Origin of the sequence: Cupriavidus gilardii (genome assembly GCF_008801915.1) — a bacterium.
GTDB classification, from domain to species: domain Bacteria; phylum Pseudomonadota; class Gammaproteobacteria; order Burkholderiales; family Burkholderiaceae; genus Cupriavidus; species Cupriavidus gilardii.
Genome location: NZ_VZOV01000005.1, coordinates 206,299 through 223,703, shown reverse-complemented (window position 1 = coordinate 223,703; position 17,405 = coordinate 206,299). Strand labels below are relative to the sequence as shown.

General features: G+C 67.1%; 18 protein-coding genes. 6 read left to right on the top strand and 12 right to left on the bottom strand.

The annotated features are described in order from the left end of the window. Positions 1-79: 79 nt before the first annotated feature. The 3 genes from F7Q96_RS09540 to F7Q96_RS09530 all read right to left on the bottom strand — a co-directional run bounded on the left by F7Q96_RS09540 (position 80) and on the right by F7Q96_RS09530 (position 2,135). The gene (locus F7Q96_RS09540) at positions 80-838 is read right to left on the bottom strand and encodes a glucose 1-dehydrogenase (protein WP_053823863.1); all 759 of its coding nucleotides are present in this window, start codon (positions 836-838) and stop codon (positions 80-82) included. Positions 839-960: 122 nt separating this feature from the next. Then, the gene (locus F7Q96_RS09535; protein WP_151022542.1) at positions 961-1,341 is read right to left on the bottom strand and encodes a cupin domain-containing protein; all 381 of its coding nucleotides are present in this window, start codon (positions 1,339-1,341) and stop codon (positions 961-963) included. 50 nt (positions 1,342-1,391) lie between these two features. After that, complete coding sequence (locus F7Q96_RS09530) at positions 1,392-2,135, bottom strand: GntR family transcriptional regulator (protein ID WP_053823861.1); 744 nt, start codon at positions 2,133-2,135, stop codon at positions 1,392-1,394. A 229-nt stretch (positions 2,136-2,364) separates the two neighbouring features. Between F7Q96_RS09530 and F7Q96_RS09525 the strand changes: the two genes are divergently transcribed. Continuing rightward, complete coding sequence (locus F7Q96_RS09525) at positions 2,365-3,342, top strand: Bug family tripartite tricarboxylate transporter substrate binding protein (protein ID WP_053823860.1); 978 nt, start codon at positions 2,365-2,367, stop codon at positions 3,340-3,342. 19 nt (positions 3,343-3,361) lie between these two features. Continuing rightward, positions 3,362-4,540 carry a mandelate racemase/muconate lactonizing enzyme family protein gene (locus tag F7Q96_RS09520; RefSeq protein ID WP_053823859.1) on the top strand — a complete coding sequence of 393 codons (1,179 nt, stop codon included), beginning with the start codon at positions 3,362-3,364 and terminating at the stop codon, positions 4,538-4,540. A gap of 39 nt (positions 4,541-4,579) precedes the next feature. On the opposite strand, the gene F7Q96_RS09515 is transcribed toward F7Q96_RS09520, so the two are convergent. Next, positions 4,580-5,017 carry a PAS domain-containing protein gene (locus tag F7Q96_RS09515; protein WP_053824609.1) on the bottom strand — a complete coding sequence of 146 codons (438 nt, stop codon included), beginning with the start codon at positions 5,015-5,017 and terminating at the stop codon, positions 4,580-4,582. Between the two features lie 311 nt (positions 5,018-5,328). On the opposite strand from F7Q96_RS09515, the gene F7Q96_RS09510 reads away from it, so the two are divergent. Then, entirely contained in the window at positions 5,329-6,006 is a 678-nt protein-coding gene (locus F7Q96_RS09510) for an ankyrin repeat domain-containing protein (RefSeq protein ID WP_053823858.1), read from the top strand. Between the two features lie 21 nt (positions 6,007-6,027). On the opposite strand, the gene F7Q96_RS09505 is transcribed toward F7Q96_RS09510, so the two are convergent. From F7Q96_RS09505 to F7Q96_RS09485, 5 genes are all read right to left on the bottom strand, one after another. Next, the gene (locus tag F7Q96_RS09505) at positions 6,028-6,918 is read right to left on the bottom strand and encodes an ABC transporter permease (RefSeq protein WP_053823857.1); all 891 of its coding nucleotides are present in this window, start codon (positions 6,916-6,918) and stop codon (positions 6,028-6,030) included. A 9-nt stretch (positions 6,919-6,927) separates the two neighbouring features. Further along, entirely contained in the window at positions 6,928-7,809 is an 882-nt protein-coding gene (locus F7Q96_RS09500; protein WP_053823856.1) for an ABC transporter ATP-binding protein, read from the bottom strand. A 2-nt stretch (positions 7,810-7,811) separates the two neighbouring features. Continuing rightward, positions 7,812-8,876 carry an ABC transporter substrate-binding protein gene (locus F7Q96_RS09495; protein WP_053823855.1) on the bottom strand — a complete coding sequence of 355 codons (1,065 nt, stop codon included), beginning with the start codon at positions 8,874-8,876 and terminating at the stop codon, positions 7,812-7,814. Positions 8,877-8,994: 118 nt separating this feature from the next. Next, positions 8,995-9,909 (bottom strand): TauD/TfdA dioxygenase family protein, encoded by a 915-nt coding sequence (locus F7Q96_RS09490; protein WP_053823854.1) that lies wholly within the window; start codon positions 9,907-9,909, stop codon positions 8,995-8,997. Positions 9,910-10,077: 168 nt separating this feature from the next. After that, a complete protein-coding gene (locus F7Q96_RS09485) occupies positions 10,078-11,016 on the bottom strand; it encodes a LysR family transcriptional regulator (protein WP_053823853.1) in 939 nt (312 codons plus the stop codon). A gap of 177 nt (positions 11,017-11,193) precedes the next feature. Between F7Q96_RS09485 and F7Q96_RS09480 the strand changes: the two genes are divergently transcribed. The 3 genes from F7Q96_RS09480 to F7Q96_RS09470 all read left to right on the top strand — a co-directional run bounded on the left by F7Q96_RS09480 (position 11,194) and on the right by F7Q96_RS09470 (position 13,563). After that, positions 11,194-11,649, top strand: coding sequence for a DUF6152 family protein (locus tag F7Q96_RS09480; protein ID WP_053823852.1), 456 nt, complete (start codon positions 11,194-11,196; stop codon positions 11,647-11,649). A gap of 13 nt (positions 11,650-11,662) precedes the next feature. After that, positions 11,663-12,127: a hypothetical protein gene (locus tag F7Q96_RS09475; RefSeq protein ID WP_053823851.1), complete on the top strand. Its 465-nt coding sequence runs from the start codon at positions 11,663-11,665 to the stop codon at positions 12,125-12,127. A gap of 365 nt (positions 12,128-12,492) precedes the next feature. Then, on the top strand, positions 12,493-13,563 hold the full coding sequence (locus F7Q96_RS09470) for an alpha/beta fold hydrolase (protein WP_053823850.1): 1,071 nt from the start codon (positions 12,493-12,495) through the stop codon (positions 13,561-13,563). Positions 13,564-13,600: 37 nt separating this feature from the next. On the opposite strand, the gene F7Q96_RS09465 is transcribed toward F7Q96_RS09470, so the two are convergent. The 3 genes from F7Q96_RS09465 to F7Q96_RS09455 all read right to left on the bottom strand — a co-directional run bounded on the left by F7Q96_RS09465 (position 13,601) and on the right by F7Q96_RS09455 (position 17,178). Further along, positions 13,601-14,440 carry an SAM-dependent methyltransferase gene (locus F7Q96_RS09465; protein ID WP_151022540.1) on the bottom strand — a complete coding sequence of 280 codons (840 nt, stop codon included), beginning with the start codon at positions 14,438-14,440 and terminating at the stop codon, positions 13,601-13,603. Between the two features lie 22 nt (positions 14,441-14,462). Continuing rightward, positions 14,463-15,824 carry an APC family permease gene (locus F7Q96_RS09460; protein ID WP_053824608.1) on the bottom strand — a complete coding sequence of 454 codons (1,362 nt, stop codon included), beginning with the start codon at positions 15,822-15,824 and terminating at the stop codon, positions 14,463-14,465. 238 nt (positions 15,825-16,062) lie between these two features. Next, positions 16,063-17,178 (bottom strand): NADH:flavin oxidoreductase/NADH oxidase, encoded by a 1,116-nt coding sequence (locus F7Q96_RS09455; RefSeq protein WP_053823848.1) that lies wholly within the window; start codon positions 17,176-17,178, stop codon positions 16,063-16,065. Positions 17,179-17,405 lie beyond the last annotated feature (227 nt).

The following is a 17,405-nucleotide window of genomic DNA, read 5'->3' as shown; positions in this document are numbered from 1 at the left end:
CGGGGGTGGCGACCGTGATGCCGCCATTTGCGATGCAAGCGGGCCGCCTCGTGGGCGGCCCCTGCGGTGTGCGAAGCGGTCAGACGCAGCGGCCGCCGTCCACCTCGATGCAGGTGCCGGTGACAAAGGCCGCTTCGTCCGACGCGAGGTAGAGGCAGGCCGCCGCGATATCGGCGGGGGTGGACATGCGGCCCATCGGAATCGTGGCGAGGAAGGACGCGCGATTCTCGGGTGTGTCGGGCTTGCCCATGAACTGTTCGAGCAGCCCGGTGGCGCCGATCACAGGATTGACGCAATTGACGCGGATATTGTCCGGCCCGAGCTCGGCGGCCATCGCCTTGCTGGCGGTCACCACGGCGCCCTTGCTGGCGTTGTACCAGACCAGCCCGGGGCGCGGCCGGATCGCCGCGGTCGATGCGATATTGACGAACACGCCGCCGCCGCGCTGGCGAAAATGCGGAACGAAATGGCGCGCGGTCCAATACAGGCTTTTGACGTTGACGGCCTGCACGCGATCGAATTCGTCTTCGGTGATTTCCAGAATGGGTTTGTTGCGATGCGTGGTGCCGGCATTGTTGACGACGATGCCGACATCGCCGAATGCGGCCAGCGCGACCTCGCGCATTGCCTCCACATCGCTGCCCTGCGAAACGTCGGCTCGCACGGCACGGGCCTGTCCGCCGGCCTGTACGATCGACTGCGCCACTTCCGCAGCCTTGGCCTCGTCGATATCGGCGACCACCACGCGCGCGCCTTCCCGCGCAAACAGGTTGGCGATGCCTTCGCCAAAGCCGGAACCGCCACCGGTCACCACCGCCACTTTGCCCGCCAGTCTCATCGTTGTCTCCATCGTTATGGTGCGGCTACATGGCGGGACATTTTAGCTTCGCTTTGCGATCGGAGTGGCATCCGGTGAAATACTGCCGATTGCCATATTGGCAGGCGCGAGGCGAAAAAGAATCAGACGGCGCTAGCGGCGGCGCGATCCAGCACCACGAAGTATTTCCGCACCGGCTCGATCACCTCGAATACGCCTTCGAATCCGGCGGGAATCACGCAGGCATCGCCGGGGCCGAATTCGCGGGCCTCGCCCGCGGCATCGCTGATGCGCAGGCGGCCGCTGATCACATGGAAGAATTCCTCCTTGCCCTGTGGAAACGCAATACGCCACGCCCCGGGCTCGCAGGCCCAGATGCCGCAATCGAAATCGCCATGCGTCGCGCTGTAATGCGTCCACGTGGTGCGATCGGGATTGCCGCGCACCAGGCGGTCGGGACGCGGATTGTCGTGCGTGGGAATGGGTTCGGTGCGAAAGTCGATCAGCTTGGTCAATGGTACCACGGTGTAGTCGTATGGAATGGTGTCATTCGCGAGAGCGTACTCGGCAATCGTTATCCGCCCGCGCCGGTCCAGCGCAACTCGCTCAGATAGTCGTGGCCATCGGTGGCCATCCAGGTGCGCCGGAATTCGACCGGAGCGCCTTGCAGATCGAATGCCACGCGAATCGCCAGCAATACCGGATGTCCGGCCGGCAAGCCGAATGGAGCGGCCATGTCTTCCGGCAATACGCGCGCCTGCAGGCGATCCTCGACACGGCTGATCGATACGCCGCACTGCTGCTCCAGAAACGAATACACCAGATGCGCAGCGGCGCCATCCTCGCCCCACTCCCGAGCGCCGACGCGGGCAAACGGAAAGGCGATCGTTTCGAGCACCAGCGGCTTGCCCTCGATATCCCGGCGGCGCCGCAGCCGGTAGACCATCGCATCGTCCTGCAGCTTCAGCGCCGCCCTTTCCTCTTCGTCGGCGCTCGCTCGTTCGCGGCTCAGGATGGTATCGACCGGCAGCCGCCGCGCGCCATCGGCACGATCGACCAGGCGAAAGAAGCTGGTGAAGGCGCGCTCGTCGGTGGCGCGCGCGACGAAGGTGCCGCGGCCGCGATGGCGCGTGACCAAGCCCTGGCCGCTGAGCACATCGAATGCCTTGCGCACCGTGCCGACGCTGACTTTCAGGTCCCTCGCGAGCGCCTCCTCGCCGGGCAGCAATTGGCCTGGCAGCCATTCACCGCCGATGATGCGTTCGCGGATATGCCGGGCAAGACGGACAAAGGCCGGGCTCAGATCGATGGCAGTCATTCGCGAATTCTATATAGAACATAGAAATAACACTACAGAATTTGATTCCCAACGGTTTATCGAGTCCCTACAGTCACCATCCATCTGCACCGCGAATGGCCGCGAATTGCACGGCGGCTCCACCGCCATTTCACGGCAATTTCAGCGCCAATGCCGCAACGGCCTCGATGCAGCGCCAATAACCGGCCGGGTGTGCACGCAAGGCCGGAACGACCGAGGAGACAAACGCATGAACCGACCATTGACCGCCGCGCGCCTGCTTGGCGCGCTGACGCTGGCCGCCGCCTGCGGCGCCGCCATCGCGCAGACCGCGTATCCGACCCGCCCGGTGACCATCGTGGTGCCCTACTCGCCCGGTGGCACCACCGATATCGTCGCGCGGCTGGCCGCGCAATATCTGTCCGAGTCGCTGGGCAAGAGCTTCGTGGTGGACAACCGGCCAGGCGCGAGCGGCACCATCGCCGCCGGCATGGTGGCCAAGGCCGCGCCCGACGGCTATACGCTGCTGGCCAACGAGGTCGGCCAGACGGCGACGCCGGCGCTGTTCTCGAACCTGAAGTACGACCCGGTCAAGGACCTGACGCCGGTCACGCTGATTGCCGAAACGCCGGTGGTGCTGGCCGTCACGCCGTCGCTGCCGGTACGCACTCTCAAGGACCTGCTGGCCTACGGCAAGGCGCATCCGAATGCGCTGAACTACGGCTCCGGCGGTGCCGGCAGCGGCCCGCATATCGCCGGCGAGTTGTTCAAGCAGGTATCGGGCATTCCGGTCACGCATGTCCCCTACAAGGGCTCCGGTCCGGCGATCACGGACCTGATGGCCGGGCAGATCCAGATGCTCAGCTCGGCCGCGCCCACCATCGCGCCGCACGTGGTCAGCGGCAAGATCCGCGCGCTGGCCGTGGCGGGACCGCGCCGCGTGCCGACGCTGCCGGATGTGCCGACAGCCGCAGAGGCCGGCTTGCCGGGCTTCCAGTTCAGCATCTGGTTCGGGCTGGCGGCGCCGCATGGCACGCCGCCCGAGATCGTCAACAAGCTCAATGCCGAACTGCAGAAGATGCTGCAGCAGCCCGCGATCCGCGAAAAGCTGTCGGCCGCGGGCGCCGATCCAGTCGGTGCCGGTCCGCAAGCCTTCGGCAAGCGCATTGCCAGCGAAACCCGCCGCTGGGGCGACCTGATCCGCCAATCGGGCATCAAGCTCGATTGATCGAACCCATCGAATTGCCATGAACAAGCCCATCCATCGCATTACCTCCGTCGAAGCCCTGCATGTCGGGCAATTCCTCTATGCCCGCATCCGTACCGAGGCCGGCCTGACCGGCTATGGCGAGGCCGGTTCCTGGGGCCATATCGAGGCCGCCAAGGCCGCACTGGAAAAATTCGGCCAGTACCTGATCGGCAAGGATGCGAACCAGATCGAGCTGCACTGGAACGTGATGCAGCGCTTCTCGCATTTCCGTGGCACCGCCGTCAACGCCGCGGTATCGGCCATCGATATCGCGCTGTGGGATCTGCTCGGCAAGCGGCTGCAGGCGCCGGTCTGGCAACTGCTGGGCGGCGGCTATCGCGACAAGCTGCGCGTCTACGGCCATGTCTACGCGGAAACGCTGGATGAGGTGCTGGCCGATTGCCGCCGGCTGCGGGCGGAAGGCTTTACCGCGGTCGGGCATATCAACCCCTTCCTCGACGAACCGGAGGGCGACGCCTACTTCCGCTCGCATGCCGGCAAGGTGCGCGACGCAAAGGAACGCGTGATGGCGTTTCGCGAGGCGGTCGGTCCCGATGTCGATCTGCTGATCGAGATGCATCGGCGCCTGAGCCCGGCGGAGGCCATTGCCATCGGGCAAGTCCTCGAACCGATGACGCCGATGTGGCTGGAGGATCCACTGCGGCCGGAGTTCTATCCGCAGATGACGACGGTCGGCCATGCGATTCGTGTGCCGATCGCCACCGGCGAGCGCTTCTGCACGCCGGCCGAATTCCAACTCCAGCTCGCCGGCGGCGGCGTGCGTTTCGCGCGGACCTCGGTCTGCGTCTGCGGCGGCATCACCGGCGCCAAGAAGATCGCCGCGCTGGCGGAGGCGCAGAACATCGATATCGCGCCGCACAATCCGCTGTCGCCGATCAGCCTGGCCGCCTGCATGCAGGTCGCCGCGGCGGTGCCGAACTTCGCGATCCAGGAATATCCGACCGGTTTCGAGAATCTGGTGCTGAAATCTGGCCAGAAGCTGCTGGGCGCCGATCTGGTCAAGGGCTATCCGGTGCCGGAGAACGGCTTTATCGCAGTGCCGGACGCGCCGGGCATCGGCATCGAGCTGGTCGACGACGTCGAGCACCGGCGCGCACCGCTGTATCGGCCGGTGTCGATGCGGCGGACCATCGATGGCGCGCCGCTGGACCAATAAGGGCATCGGCCCGCTGTACGCTTCGCTCTACGCCTCGCTCTACGCCTGCTCGCCGATCTGGCTCTCCAGTTCGGCGAGCCGCTTCTTCAGCGCCCGCTCCTGCTGGAAGCGGGTGGTCTCGTCGCGGATCACCGCGACGATCCCGGTCACGGCGCCTGCCGCATCCTTCAGCAGCGCGACGGTGAAGGCGATCGACATCGCCTTGCCGTCCTTGTCGACCGCTGGCACCTTCAGCAATTCGCTGCCGTAACGCGTGATGCCCGTGGCCATCGTCTTGTCGTAGCCCTGCCAGTGCCGGGCGCGCAGCCGCTCCGGAATGATCAGGTCCAGCGACTGGCCCAGTGCCTCGGCTTCGGTATAGCCGAACATCCGCTGCGCCGCCGGATTCCACAGCGTAATGGCGCCGTTGGCATCGGCAATCACGATGGCATCGCCGATTGCCGCCACCAGTTGCGCGTAGTCGATCGGTTCCGGCATGGGGATCTCCTCGTTGTCGTTGTCGTTGTCGTTGTCTTCGTTGCCCGTGCCTTCGGTGCGCCGGGTGCTGGACCGACGGTAGCCCCAACCGGCCCCGGCCCGCAACGAATGCCGCGATGCCAGCGTGGAGATTCGCATTCGCCGCGGTACTGAGCGCGGTTCGGCGATTTCGCTTGGGAATCAATCCGGCACCATTTAAGATGCCGCCCTGAGTCAGGCTGGACAAGCCGATGGCGCCCCCCTTTTTTCCTGGCCGATCGTCCTGACCGATCATCCGAACCGATTCCCATCGATCGTCATCGCCCAACAGAATGCTGCGAGCGCGCATCCCCCTTTATCTGGCGATCCTGATCGCCATGCTGATCACTGTCCCGGCGAGCGCGGGTCCCGCGAAACTCGACGCCCGCCTGCATGCCGCGGCCGCCCAAGGCGATGCCGCCGCCATTGCGCTGCTGCTCAAGCAAGGCGCGAATCTGGAAACGCGGGACGACAGTGGCGCCACGCCGCTGCTGATCGCGACCCGCCACAACCATATCGACGCCGCCAGGGCGCTGATCGATGCCGGCGCCAACGTCAATGCCAAGGATCGCATCCAGGACAGCGCCTATCTCCATGCCGGCGCGCGGGGCTACAACGAGATCCTGAAGATGACGCTGACACATGGCGCCGACCTGAAGAGCACCAACCGCTATGGCGGCACGGCGCTGATTCCGGCGGCCGAGCGAGGACATGTGCAGACCGTGCGCATCCTGATCGCCGCGGGCGTCGACGTCAATCACATCAACCGGCTGCATTGGACGGCCCTGCTCGAGGCCATCATTCTCGGCGATGGCGGACCGAGCTACACCGAGATCGTCCGCCTGCTGGTCAACGCAAAGGCGGATGTCAATATCCCCGACGGCAAGGGCGTGACCGCGCTGCAGCATGCCCGCCAGCGCGGCTATCGCGACATCGAGAGGATCCTGGTCAAGGCCGGCGCGCGGCAATAGCACCGCGGCCGGACCGCCGCGCTAGCGCTGCATGCCCCAGCGCCGGACCGTGGCTGCCTCGAGCGTGCGGAACACCAGCCCTTCGACCAGCAGGCCGATCAGGATCACCATCGCCAGCCCGGCGAACACGCGGTCGGTATAGAGCTCGTTGCGGTTCTGAAAGATGTACCAGCCCAGGCCGCCCTTGCCCGACGACGCGCCGAACACCAGTTCGGCAGCGATCAAGGTACGCCAGGCGAAGGCCCAGCCGATCTTCAGGCCGGAGACGATGGCGGGAAGCGCGGCCGGCACCAGGATCAGCAGCACATAACGCAACCCACGCAAGCCATAGTTTCGCCCCGTCATCCGCAAGGTCTCCGGCACGCCGCGAAAGCCCGCATAGGTGTTCAGCGCCAACGGCCACAGCACCGAGTGGATCAGCACGAAGATCAGGCTGCCGCTGCCCAGGCCGAACCACAGCAGCGCGAGCGGCAGCAAGGCGATTGCCGGCAAGGGGTTGAACATCGCGGTCAGCGTGTCGAGCAGGTCGCGGCCGATCGCCGTCGAGACCGCCAGCGTGGTCAGCACGAAGGCGAGCGCGATACCGGCGGCATAGCCTTGCAGCAGGATCGTCAGCGAGATCGCGGCCTTGCTCGGCAGCTCTCCGGTCGTCAGCCCTTCGACGAAGGCCTGGGCAGTGGCGAGAAAGGACGGCAACAGCAGATCGTTGTTCTGCAGCCGGGCGACGGTCTCCCACAGCGCCGCCAGTGCCACAAGGATCACGGCGCGACGCAATCCGCTGTTCTGCCATAGCCGCTGGCGCAGCGGCAGCGCCCGGGCGACCGCGGCCGCGGTGAAGGGTTCGAGGTCGCGCTCGTATTCGGGCCGCAGCGGCGGATGGACAGCTGATGTCGTCGTGGCGATGGTCGTCATGGCCCGTCCTCAGCGTGCATGTGCCGCGCGCGGGGAGTTCCCACGAACGCTGGCGTTGTCGGAGTCGGCCCCGGCGTCCGGCGCCGGCGTGTCGAACAGCAGGCGATGGATGCGCTGCGCGGTCTGCTGGAAGGCCGCACTGCCCTGGCTGTGCAAATCGAACTGGTGGCTGTTCAGCTCCGCGCGCACGCGGCCTGGATGCGGCGACAGCAGCAGGATGCGGTTGCCGACCACCAGCGCCTCCTCGATCGAATGGGTGACGAACAGCAGCGTGAAGGCCGCGTCCTGCCACAGCGCGAGCAATTCCTCCTGCATGCGGCGGCGGGTCAGCGCGTCGAGCGCCGCGAACGGTTCGTCCATCAGCAGCACCTTGGGCCGCAGCGCGAGCGCCCGCGCGATCGCCACGCGCTGCTTCATGCCGCCGGACAGCGTATGGGGATACGCGTCGGCGAAGTTGGCCAGGCCCACCTTGTCCAGATAGTGCAGCGCCACGTCGGCCGCCTCCGCACGGCGCAGCCCGCGCGCCTGCACCAGCGGGAACATCACGTTCTGCTTGACGGTCTTCCACGGTGGCAGCTGGTCGAATTCCTGGAAAACGACGATGCGGTCCGGTCCAGGCGCCCGCACGCGTTCGCCGTCGAGCCGGATCTCGCCTTCGATCGGCGGCACGAAGCCCGCCACCGCTTTTAGCAGCGTCGACTTGCCGCAGCCCGACGGGCCCAGCAGCACGAAGCGGTCGCCGGCATGCACATCGAAGCTGACGCGGTGCGTGGCGCGCACCACGCGCTTCGGCGTCCGGTATTCCAGCGAGACGTCGTGGATCTGCAGCAGCGGGCCGCGTTGGCCGGCCGGGCTGACCACGCGCAACGGTTGCGAGACGGTGGCGGTCATGGTCAGCTCCCCTGGGCGGTGACCGGATCGGTGAAGAAATAGTCCTGCCAGGACTTCGGCTGGTTGCGGATCGCGCCGACGCGATGCATGAACTCCGCCAGCACGAAGGTGTTCTGCGGCGCGATGCGGAACTGCACCTGCGGGTTCTTCAGGATGCCGACCAGCAGCGTCCGGTCGATCTTCGCCTTGTTGGCACGGATATAGAGGTCGGCCGCCGCCTCCGGATTGGCGGTCGCAAAACGCGCCGCCTCGGCCAGTGCGTCGACGAAGGCGCGGTAGGTCTTCGGGTTGTCGTTGCGGAATTTTTCGGTGGCGTACAAGACCGTCGACGAGCTGGGGCCGCCGAGCACGTCGTACGAACTGAGCACGATATGCGCGTTCGGATTGCCGGCCAGTTCCTGCTCCTGGAATGGCGGATTGGCGAAATGCGCGGTGACCTCGGTGCCGCCATTGATGATCGCGGATGCCGCCTCCGGATGCGGCATCGCCACGGTCCATTTGTCTAGCTGGTTGAATGCCTTGTCGCCCCATTGTTTCGCCGCGGCGAGTTGCAGCACGCGCGACTGGACCGATACGGTGACCGCGGGCACCGCGATACGGTCCTTCTCGGTGAAGTCGGCCAGCGTCTTGACCTTCGGATTGTTGCTGACGAGGTAGTACGGAAAGCTGCCGAGGGAGGCGATGCCCTTGACGTTCTGCTTGCCGCGGGTGCGGTCCCACAGCGTCAGCAGCGGACCGACGCCCGCGCCGCCCACATCGATCGCGCCCGACAGCAGCGCGTCGTTGACGGCCGAGCCGCCCGACAGCCGGGTCCATTCGACCTTGATGTCGACGCCCTGCTTCTGCCCGTGCTTCTCGATCAGTTGCTGTTCGCGGGCGACGTTGAGCAGCAGGTAGACCACGCCGAACTGCTCGGCGATGCGGATCTGGCCTTCGGCATGGGCGGGGCTGGCGAACGCCAGGGCGCCGGTGCCGACGGTGGCGGCGACGGCAAGCGCGGTCAGGCGGCGGCCGGCGCGCAGGCGCAAGCGGCCGAGCAGGGACGAGCGGGAATACGGTGCTGCCATGGTGGGGCTCCGGAAAGGAAGTTGTCTTATGCGTTGGGGTACTCGGACCGCCCGGAGACGGTCGGTCTGGCCGATCAAGCCGGTCGCGTCGGATCGGGCGGCTGCGCTGTCCGTGCCGTCAGAACGGGATGTCGCCCTCGATCGTGGTGCGGTACATCACGCGCCGTTGGTCGGCCGGACAGCCGGCCGCCAGATGCAGCAGCGACCGGTTGTCCCAGAACACCAGATCGTGCGGCTGCCAGTGGTGGCGATAGACGAACTCCGGCTTGACACTGTGCGCGAACAGCGCATCGAGCAGCGCGCGGCTTTCGTCATCGGGCAGGCCGACGATGCGCGTCGTGAAATGCTCGCTGACGAACAGTGCGCGCCGGCCGGTCTCCGGATGCGTGCGAACCACCGGCTGCAGCACCGGCTTGACCTGCGCGATCTGCTCGGCCGTCAGGTTCGGCCGCCATGGGCTGCGCTGCTGCAGCTCGGCATAGCGCGCCAGATAGGTGTGCTCCGCCTGGCGCCCCTCGACCGCCCGCTTCAATTCCGCGGGCAGCGTCTCCCAGGCCAGATGCTGGTTGGCGAACAGGGTGTCTCCTCCCTCCGCCGGCAGCTCTTGCGCGTGCAATAGCGAGCCCAGGCTGGGCTTTTCCTTGTACGACAGGTCCGAATGCCAGAAATGGCCAGCGTCGCCGAGCCCGATCGGCTTGCCGTCCTTCAGCACGTTGGAGACGATCAGGATCTCCGGATGGCCTGGCAACTGGAACTGGTGCAGCACGTGGATCTGCAGCGGACCGAAGCGCCGGCTGAACGCGATCTGCTCGTCGGGCGTGATGCGCTGATCGCGAAACACCAGCACGTGGTGGTCCAAATGCGCGCGGTGAATACGGGCGAAGTCCGCATGCGATAGCGGCTGCGACAGGTCCAGCCCGACTACCTCGGCCCCGAGCGGCGCCTCGAAGGGACGAATCTCGAAGCCGGTGCCGGCGCGTGGCGTCACGACGGGAGGACGCGCGGGCAGTGCCGCCTGGATGGAAACGGTCATGTCTGGTACGTAAACTCGGAATGGATCAGGGCACGATGCAAACGCGGCAAACGCGCTGGCATCGACTGGGATCGATGCTAAGGAGACCGTCCAGCGCCGGTCAACGAATCAAATCGTTCGGTCTTATCCGTTCTTCGCATATGCCCGACGGGGACACGGCCGTCTCGGTCAGCGCGCCGCGGCGGCTCTGTTGCCGTCCCCTGTTCCGCCGCTGCGCGTCGTCACGGCGCGCCGCAATGCCGCCAGCGCGGGCGGCAAGGCCGGATGGCGCGAGCGCGGGTCGTACAGCGCCGCCAGCGGCAATACCAGCGCCGCGGGATAGGGCTTGATCGGGACGCGCACCGTGCCGGCCACTGCCAGGCTGCGCGATTGCGTCGGCGCGATGCCGATACCGAGTCCGGCCGCGACCAGCGACAGCTGGCCGTGCAGGCGCGGCGCAGTGGCCGCCAGCTGCATGACGCGGCCGGCCACGCGGCAGCGGTCGCGGATCGCCGCATAGAGCGCGGGGCCCTGCGCCTCGGGGAACAGCACCAGCGGCTCGGCGGCCAGTTCCTCGATACGGATCGTCGTGCGGGTTGCCAGACGGTGGTCGGCGGGCAGCACCGCGTCGAAGCGGTCGTTGGCCAGCAGCACGCTGGCAAGGCGCGCATGCGTGTCGAATGGCGGGTGGCCGATGCCCAGATCGATCTCGCCGGCGGCGATCAGCGCCAGCTGCTCGTTGGTGGTCGCCTCGTGCAGCGCGAACTCTACCGGCTCCGTCGACGCGGACAGGCTGCGCAGTGCGGCCGGCAAGGCCCGATAGAGCGCCGCGGAAACATAGGCAATCCTCAGGCGGCGGCGCCTTTGCTGCCCCGCCGCCCGCGCGGCTTCCTGCGCCCGCCGCTCCGCCTGCAGCAGCGCGATCGCCTCCTCGCGCAGCCGCTCTCCGGCGGCCGTCAGCGCGACACGGCGGCTGGTACGGTCGAACAGCCGCACGCCGACTTCCTGCTCGAGCCTGGCGATCGCCCGGCTGAGATGCGGCTGCGCCATGCCGACCTGCTGCGCGGCCCGGCCGAAATGCAGCGCGTCGGCAACGGCGAGAAAGAGCTTGAGCTGCTGGAATTCCATTGATACCTCGTCGCGTATCGAACGATGCCATTTTGGCGGATTGATGTATGGATTGGCGAGGGCTATCTTGGCCGCGATCCATTCGCTCGCAAGGACGCAACGATGAAGCAGATAGTGGCATTCGCTCGGGCAGTCGCATTGGCGACCGCACTAACAATTGCACTGTGCGGTCTGGCAATGACGCCTGGAACGCCGGCGTGGGCGCATCACGGGTGGGGGTACTACGACACCACCGCGCCGCTCTATTTTTCTGGCCGCGTGGTGTCGGTGACCTGGCGCAACCCGCATCCGCAGGTGACCATCGAGGTCGACGCCAGGGCCCTGCCGGCCAACTGGAACGCGCTGCCGGTACCGCCGGAACTGGCCGAGCTCGGCTTTGGCAAGACGCTCGCCGCGGTGCGCGCGCCGGCCTCGCCGGGACGCTGGACGCTCGACCTGGCGCCGATCAACCGGCTGGAGCGATGGGGCATGCCGCGCGAGCCCCGTCCGGGCGACCGGCTCGAGGCGATCGGTTTTCCGTCCTGCAGCGACCGCCATGTCGCGCGGCCCGCGCTGATCGTGCTGGACGGCGTCGGCGTGCGCCAGCAATCGGTCGCGCTGCCGGCCGGATGCAGCGGCGCGCCGCGCGGCTGAGCGGGACGGCGGCATGGAAGCGTGGGACGACTTGTTCGCCGCGGTCGAGACATGGCAGCCCGTGACGGCGTTGCGCGCATCGACCTGGGCCTATCCACTGGTCAGCTGGCTGCATCTGCTGGGCATTGGGCTGCTGTTCGGCACCATCGCGGTGGTCGATCTGCGGCTCGCCGGTGGATTGATGCGGCTCGATGACGCGGCGTTGCAGCGGACGTTGGTGCCGCTGTCGCTGATGGGCTTCGCGCTGGCGGCGCTGTCTGGGGTTCTGCTGTTTGCGCCGGCGGCGCGGGAGTATCTGTCGAACCCGTGGTTCGGCGCCAAGCTGGCGTTGATCGCTACGGCGGCGCTGAATGCGCTGGCGTTGCATCTGGCGTCGCGCCGGCGGCGGAATCGCAGCCATGGCCGGCTGGCGGGATTGCTGTCGTTGGGGCTTTGGGCGGCGGTGATGCTGGCGGGGAGGATGCTGGCGTTTGGGTGAGGGATGGCAATCGTTGCCGCTGTGCGACCGCCGCCGCCCTCTCCCCCAGCCCCTCTCCCGCAAGCGGGAGAGGGGAGCGCATCATCGCGGCGGTGATGTCCATGGGAAACGGGAGCGGGTCGTCGCGGCGGCGGTGCCTGGGGAGCAGGCAGCGGTCGTCGCGGTCGTGCTGGCTGCGGGATAGCGAAGCGGGTCGCGCTGCCGACGCGCGGGCTCCCTCTCCCGCTTGCGGGAGAGGGTTGGGGAGAGGGCAACCGGCGCACGCAATCTCCGCAAGCGCCTCGCATCCCCTGAACTTTATTGTTACCCCACGGTCACATCGAGTCCGTTTCCTCACTGCAATTCGTCCCACCTGGGAGCCCCGCATGAAAACGACTCCGACCCGCCTGTTGCCCCTGTCCACGCTTGCCGTGTCGCTCGCCCTGACCGCCGCCGCGACGACGGCCGCTGCGGCCGAACCCGCGGCAAGCGCCCCGGCACCATCAGTGACGCCCTACGGCCCGCAACTCGAAGGCTTCCCCTACCCCCACCCGATCCAGCGCTTCACCTTCCAGTCGCAGCAGCAGGAGCTGTCGATGGCCTTCATGGACGTCGCACCGAAGGGCAAGCCCAACGGCCGCACCGCGGTGCTGCTGCACGGCAAGAATTTCTGCGGCGCGACGTGGGAAGCCACCATCGACACGCTGGCCAATGCCGGCTACCGGGTGATCGCGCCGGACCAGATCGGCTTTTGCGCGTCCACCAAACCCCGCGGCTACCAGTTCAGCTTCGCGCAGCTCGCGGCCAATACGCAGGCGCTGCTGCAATCGCGCGGCGTGACCCGTGCCACCGTGATCGGCCATTCGATGGGCGGCATGCTGGCCGCGCGCTTCGCGCTGCAGTATCCGAAGTCGGTGGAGCAGCTGGTGCTGGTCAATCCGATCGGGCTCGAAGACTGGCAGGCCGAGGGCGTTCCCTATGCCAGCGTCGATCAGCTGTATCAGGGCGAGCTCAAGACCAGCTTCGACTCGATCAAGGCCTATCAGCTGCGGTTCTACTACAACGGCAAGTGGCGCCCCGAATACGACCGCTGGGTCGCGATGCAGGCCGGCATGTACGCCGGTCCGGGCAAGCAGCAGGTGGCCTGGAACCAGGCGCAGACCTCGGAGATGCTCTTCACGCAGCCTGTGGTCCACGAGTTTTCGCGGATCGCCGTGCCGACGCTGCTGATGATCGGCGAGAAGGACCGCACCGCGCCGGGCGCAAACCGCGCGGCGCCCGAGATCGCCAGCAAGCTGGGCAACTATCCCGTGCTGGGACAAAGCGCCGCGCGCACGATTCCGAACGCGACGCTGGTGGCGTTCCCCGAGCTGGGCCATTCGCCGCAGGTCGAATCGCCGGCGCAGTTCCACAAGGCGCTGCTGCAAGGGCTGGACGGCAAACCGGCAAATCGCTGAACCACAACGGGGCGCGGGATGGGCGCCCACATCGAGATCAACGCGTCATCGTCGCGCTCCAGCGCCCTCCCCCCTCGATCGTGCCCTGCATGGTCTTGCCGCTGATCTCGCCGGTATAGCGCTGCTGATCGGCGACAAACGAGATCTTCGTACCGTCGATGCGCCCCTCGCTGATCGGCGTCGTGGCGCCTTCCTCGCGCAGCGTCCCTTCGATCATCTGGTACTTCTGCGTCAGCACCAGCTGCTTTTCTCCCATGCGCCAGCTGCCTTGCACCTTGGCCGGAATCACCCACTTGTAGGCGGTGCAGTGGCCCGCGCAGCCCTGCGTGACCTGCGCGGTCTCGTCCGGCTCCCAGTCGTCCATCGTGAAGGTATTGGAGACGACGCGCGTGCCCGGCTTCATGTTCAGCAGGGTCGGACGCAGCCGCAGGTTCAGGTCCGGCAACAGGAACAGCGTCACCACGGTGGCGTTGGAGAAATCCGACTTGAAGATGTCGCCCTGGTCGAAGCGCGCGCGATTGCCGACGCCTTCGGCCTGCGCGGTCCGGCGCGACAGCGCCACCATGTCCGGATTGAACTCGATGCCGCGCGCCGTGGCACCACGTTTGGCCGCGGTGATCACCAGCCGGCCATCGCCCGATCCAAGGTCGACCAGATGATCCCCGGGCGTCAGCTCGGCCATGTCCAGCATGCGGTCGACCAGTGCCTGCGAGGTCGGCACCCACACCACGTCCTTGCCCGATTGGCCGACGGATGGCTTGTAGACCGAGGTCGCCTCGGACGCCGTCTCCGTCTGCGCCAAACCGGGGCCGCTCAATGCCATGGCACCCGCGGCAAACAGCGCGGCAGCGACGAAGGACTTGTGCAACATCGTCATCGACGTTCTCCTGTTCGAATGGTCACATGGGGTCCGGTGAAGCATCCTGCTGTTCCGCGGCATCGACCTCCTTGCGCTTGAACAGCAGGATCGGCGCGCCGGCGGCGAGCATCGCGAGCCCGATCAGCGCCGCGGCGCCGGTATAGGCCACGCTGGCATAGAGCATGTACAGGCAGGTCAGGCAGAAGATGATCGGCGTGACCGGATACAGCGGCACGCGGTACGGCAACGCGCGCTCGGGATGGCGCCAGCGCAGCACGAACAGCGAGCAGCCGACCAGCAGCAGGAAGCCCCAGAACACCGGCGCGGTGTAGTCGACCATCGCCTTGAAGCCGTCGCGCGTGATGGCCCCCACCGCGATCAGCGCCAGCGCGATGATCCCCTGTGCGATCTGGCCATTGGCGGGCGTCTTGCCGCGGCCGTCCCAGACGCCCACCCACTGCATCACCGTCATGTCGCGCGCCATCGCGTAGAACACGCGCGAGCCTGTGAAGATCGTGGCGTTCAGCGTCGAGATCGCGGCGACCACGATGGCCGCGGTGACCACGCGCTCGCCGATCGGCCCGGCCACCACGCGCATCATGTCGGCGGCGACCGCATCGGATTGGCGCAATCCGTCAAGCCCGAGGACCGACAGCAAGGCCAGATTGGCCAGCGTGTACAGCACCACCAGAATGACGGTGCCGCCGGCCAGCACTTTGGCGATATTGCGCGGCGCGTCCTTCAGTTCGCCGGTCAGATAGGCCGCCTCGTTCCAGCCGCCATAGGTCAGCAGCACGAAGATCATCGCCATGCCGATCGCCGCGGTTTCAGGCGGCATCGACGGCGCGGCGCGTTCGGCGGTCTCGGGCGACCCGAACATGCCGAACAGGATGATCGCGCCGATCGCGCCGATCTCGAGGAACGTCACCACCACCTGCAGGTTCTTGCCCTCGATGGTGCCGATCACGTTCACCGCGGTCAACACGATCACCGCCAGCGCGGCATAGATGGCCGGACCCAACGGACCGGCCGGCACCAGCTGGGCCACGTAGTCGCCCAGCATGAAGGCGACCGCCGCGATGGCGCCGGTCTGGATCACCGTGCAGCGCGCCCATCCGAACATCATCGCGGTGGAGCGGCCGTAGGCGCGCGACAGGAAGTGGTATTCGCCGCCGGCATTGGGATGGGCCGCCGACAGCTCCGCGTAGCACAACGCGCCGATGAAGGTGATGATGCCGCCGACGATCCAGACCAGCACGAACATCGCCTCCGACTCGACGCTGCCCGCGACGATCGACGGCGTGCGGAAGATCCCGACCCCGAGCACCAGGCCCACCATGATCGTGATGGCATCGAAGACCGACAGGATGCCTTGCGGTCTGGGTTGGTTCGGATCGGTCATCCCGGTCATCCCTTGCCTCGGACGGATGGAGCGAAATGGGCTTGCCAACTGAGCTCGCCAGATGAGCCTGCATTCCGCGCTCGCATCGCTGCCGTGGAAGGCAGCGGACTTGTCTGCCTGTCCACAATACGAAACATCCGGATGGGTGACTAGGGGTGCGGCGACCTCCTCCGAGGGTCGGTCACGCGACGTGACGGGAGGGACGCTCCAATGGCGCCGAAAATGACATCGGTGTCATTCAACGTTGGCCGAACGCCGCACCCGCGAACAGGTCCTTGAACTCGCGCGGCTGCGAACGCCAGTACTGCTTCGGCGCCCGGACCTGGGCGCCGAGCCTGGCGGCGGCGTGCCATGGCCAGCGCGGGTCATACAGCATCGCCCGCGCCAGCGACACCGCGTCAGCTTCGCCGTTGGCGATGATGCTCTCGGCCTGCTCCGGCTCGGTGATCAGGCCGACCGCGATGGTCGCCAGCCCAACCTCGGCCTTGACCCGCTGCGCGTACGGAACCTGATAGCCCGGGCCCAGCTTGATCGCCTGCTGCGGCGACACGCCGCCCGTGGTCACATGGATCGCCGCGCAACCGCGCCGCGCGAGCTCCTTCGAGATCGCCACGGTGCCGTCGATATCCCAGCCGTTCGGCACCCAGTCGGTCGCCGAGATGCGCGCCCACACCGGGCGGTTGGCCGGAAAGACGGCGCGCACCGCGTCGAACACCTCCAGCGGAAAGCGCATCCGGTTCTCCAGGCTGCCGCCGTACTCGTCGTCGCGATGATTGGCGATCGGCGACAGGAACTGGTGCAGCAGATAGCCGTGCGCGGCATGGATCTCGATCGCATCGATGCCAAGGCGCGCGGCACGCTTCGCGGTCTCGACGAAATCGCGCTTGACCCGCTCGAGGCCGGCGCGGTCGAGCGCCATCGGCGCGACTTCGCTCGGCGCATGGGGTACGGCCGACGGCGCCTCGGTCTGCCAGCCCTCGGGCTCGTCCGGCCGGATCTGCGCACCGCCATCCCACGGCGCGCGGCTCGACGCCTTGCGGCCCGCATGGGCGATCTGCATCGCGACCTTGATCGGCGAATGGGCGCGCACGGCCTTCAGCACGCGGGCCAGCGCGGCTTCGTTGTCGTCCGAGTACAGGCCGAGATCGTAGGGTGTGATGCGTCCCTGCGGCGACACCGCGGTCGCTTCGAGAATCAGCATGCCCGCGCCGGACAGCGCGAGGTGGCCCAGATGGATCAGGTGCCAGTCGGTGGCATTGCCCTGCTCCGCCGAGTACTGGCACATCGGCGCAATCAGGATGCGGTTGTCGAGCTGCAGATCGCCGATCTGCAGCGGGGTAAACAGTGCGGACATCGAGAACCTCTTCTGTGTTCTGGTGGATACCGGCTCGCCGTGGGAGGCCATGCGGGCCAGACGAGCCAGGCAGGCATTGTGCGGCAACTGGGCGATCGCTGCAGGCGGCGGGGAACGGCGCGCATGGATGCATGTTGGTGCGAGACCCATCGATCGTGGTGCGGCGCCTCCCGCCGATGGTGCCCGCGCGTGGTGTCGGCGCGATTCAGGCGAGGCGATACGCGAAA

Bases quoted from the DNA above. Each gene is read 5' to 3' on its own strand.
- F7Q96_RS09530 (WP_053823861.1), bottom strand. From the start codon at position 2,135: ATGACTGCCATCGATCTGAGCCCGGCCTTTGTCCGTCTTGCCCGGCAT.
- F7Q96_RS09475 (WP_053823851.1), top strand. From the start codon at position 11,663: ATGGAAGCGTGGGACGACTTGTTCGCCGCGGTCGAGACATGGCAGCCC.
- F7Q96_RS09480 (WP_053823852.1), top strand. From the start codon at position 11,194: ATGACGCCTGGAACGCCGGCGTGGGCGCATCACGGGTGGGGGTACTAC.
- F7Q96_RS09520 (WP_053823859.1), top strand. From the start codon at position 3,362: ATGAACAAGCCCATCCATCGCATTACCTCCGTCGAAGCCCTGCATGTC.
- F7Q96_RS09470 (WP_053823850.1), top strand. From the start codon at position 12,493: ATGAAAACGACTCCGACCCGCCTGTTGCCCCTGTCCACGCTTGCCGTG.
- F7Q96_RS09455 (WP_053823848.1), bottom strand. From the start codon at position 17,178: ATGTCCGCACTGTTTACCCCGCTGCAGATCGGCGATCTGCAGCTCGAC.
- F7Q96_RS09460 (WP_053824608.1), bottom strand. From the start codon at position 15,824: ATGACCGATCCGAACCAACCCAGACCGCAAGGCATCCTGTCGGTCTTC.
- F7Q96_RS09500 (WP_053823856.1), bottom strand. From the start codon at position 7,809: ATGACCGCCACCGTCTCGCAACCGTTGCGCGTGGTCAGCCCGGCCGGC.
- F7Q96_RS09540 (WP_053823863.1), bottom strand. From the start codon at position 838: ATGAGACTGGCGGGCAAAGTGGCGGTGGTGACCGGTGGCGGTTCCGGC.
- F7Q96_RS09495 (WP_053823855.1), bottom strand. From the start codon at position 8,876: ATGGCAGCACCGTATTCCCGCTCGTCCCTGCTCGGCCGCTTGCGCCTG.
- F7Q96_RS09525 (WP_053823860.1), top strand. From the start codon at position 2,365: ATGAACCGACCATTGACCGCCGCGCGCCTGCTTGGCGCGCTGACGCTG.
- F7Q96_RS09510 (WP_053823858.1), top strand. From the start codon at position 5,329: ATGCTGCGAGCGCGCATCCCCCTTTATCTGGCGATCCTGATCGCCATG.
- F7Q96_RS09490 (WP_053823854.1), bottom strand. From the start codon at position 9,909: ATGACCGTTTCCATCCAGGCGGCACTGCCCGCGCGTCCTCCCGTCGTG.
- F7Q96_RS09485 (WP_053823853.1), bottom strand. From the start codon at position 11,016: ATGGAATTCCAGCAGCTCAAGCTCTTTCTCGCCGTTGCCGACGCGCTG.
- F7Q96_RS09515 (WP_053824609.1), bottom strand. From the start codon at position 5,017: ATGCCGGAACCGATCGACTACGCGCAACTGGTGGCGGCAATCGGCGAT.
- F7Q96_RS09465 (WP_151022540.1), bottom strand. From the start codon at position 14,440: ATGACGATGTTGCACAAGTCCTTCGTCGCTGCCGCGCTGTTTGCCGCG.
- F7Q96_RS09505 (WP_053823857.1), bottom strand. From the start codon at position 6,918: ATGACGACCATCGCCACGACGACATCAGCTGTCCATCCGCCGCTGCGG.